The organism is Coprococcus sp. ART55/1 (genome assembly GCF_000210595.1).
Lineage (GTDB): Bacteria > Bacillota > Clostridia > Lachnospirales > Lachnospiraceae > Coprococcus > Coprococcus aceti.
In genome coordinates this window covers 2,886,649-2,888,102 of the sequence record NC_021018.1, presented here as the reverse complement: position 1 = coordinate 2,888,102, position 1,454 = coordinate 2,886,649, and the positions used below count along the sequence as shown (strand labels likewise).

Annotated in this window: 1 protein-coding gene; it reads left to right on the top strand. The window is 42.5% G+C overall.

Features of this window, described 5'->3' with window-relative positions:
• Positions 1 to 1,454: Cna B-type domain-containing protein (locus CCU_RS13015; protein ID WP_208896272.1), on the top strand; the 1,454-nt coding region annotated here is incomplete at both ends.

Below are 1,454 nucleotides of genomic sequence, written 5' to 3'. Positions count from 1 at the left end.
ATAGTCACACGCCTGAAACGATCAATATAGAAGGAACAAAGACCTGGAACGATGCAAACGATCAGGATGGCAAGAGACCAGGAAAGATTACGGTAAATCTTCTTGCAGATGGAGACATATATGCTACGAAGGAAGTAACTGAGGCAGATGGTTGGAAGTACAATTTCACGGATCTTCCAAAGTACAAAAATGGCAATAAAATCACGTACACCATCACAGAGGATACTGTTGAGGACTATCAGACACTTGTCAACGGATATGATATCACGAACAGTTATACGCCAGGAAAGACAAGTGTATCAGTTACAAAGACCTGGGATGATGCTGATAACCAGGATGGCAAGAGAGCTAGAAATATAAAAGTAAGACTTCTTGCCGACGGAAACGTAGTTGCAGATTCTGAGGTGGATCTCAGTGATGCCAACAACTGGAGTCATACATGGAGTGATCTTGATATCAACAAGAATGGATCACCTATTGAATATACTGTTGAAGAGATTACATCGGTTGAAGGATATGCAACAGTTATCACAGGATCTGCGAAGACCGGTTATATCATCAAGAACAGTTACACACCAGAGACAACTTCAATAAGTGGTAAGAAGATATGGAATGATGCAAATGATCAGGATGGTAAGAGACCAGGAAAGATCACAGTAAATCTTCTTGCAAACGGAGTGAAGGTGGCTGATAAGGAAGTTACAGCTGCGAACGGCTGGAAGTACAGCTTTACAGATCTTCCAAAGTACGCAGGTGGCAACGAGATCACATACGGTATCACAGAAAATGCTGTTGAGGATTATCAGACACTTGTAAATGGATATGATATCACGAACAGTTACACACCAGGAAAGACAAGTGTATCAGTTACAAAGGCTTGGGATGATGCCGACAATCAGGACGGCAAGAGAGAGAGTTCAGTAAAGGTTGAACTTCTTGCTGATGGAACTCCTGTCGCTGGATCAGAAACAACTCTCAGTGCTGACAACAACTGGACATATACATGGGCAGGACTTGATGTCAAGAAGAGCGGTGTGAATATCGTCTACAGTGTAAGAGAGATAACCGCAATTGATGGATATACAACCACAGTCACAGGCGATGCTGAGACAGGATTCACAATAAAGAACAGCTGTACACCAGAGACGACATCAGTGAGCGGCAGCAAGACATGGGATGATGCGGACGATCAGGATGGCAAGAGACCTGGAAATATCAAGGTAAACCTTCTTGCAGATGGCAGCGTATATGCTACAAAGACGGTAACCGAGGCAGAAAATTGGGAGTATAGTTTTACAAATCTTCCAAAGTATAGAGATGGTGGAATTCAGATCAAGTATTCTGTATCTGAGGTTGATGTACCAGAATATACAGGTGAGGTTACAGGTTATAATATCACGAACAGTTACACACCGGGAAAGACAAGTGTATCAGTTACAAAGAAGTGGAGTGAT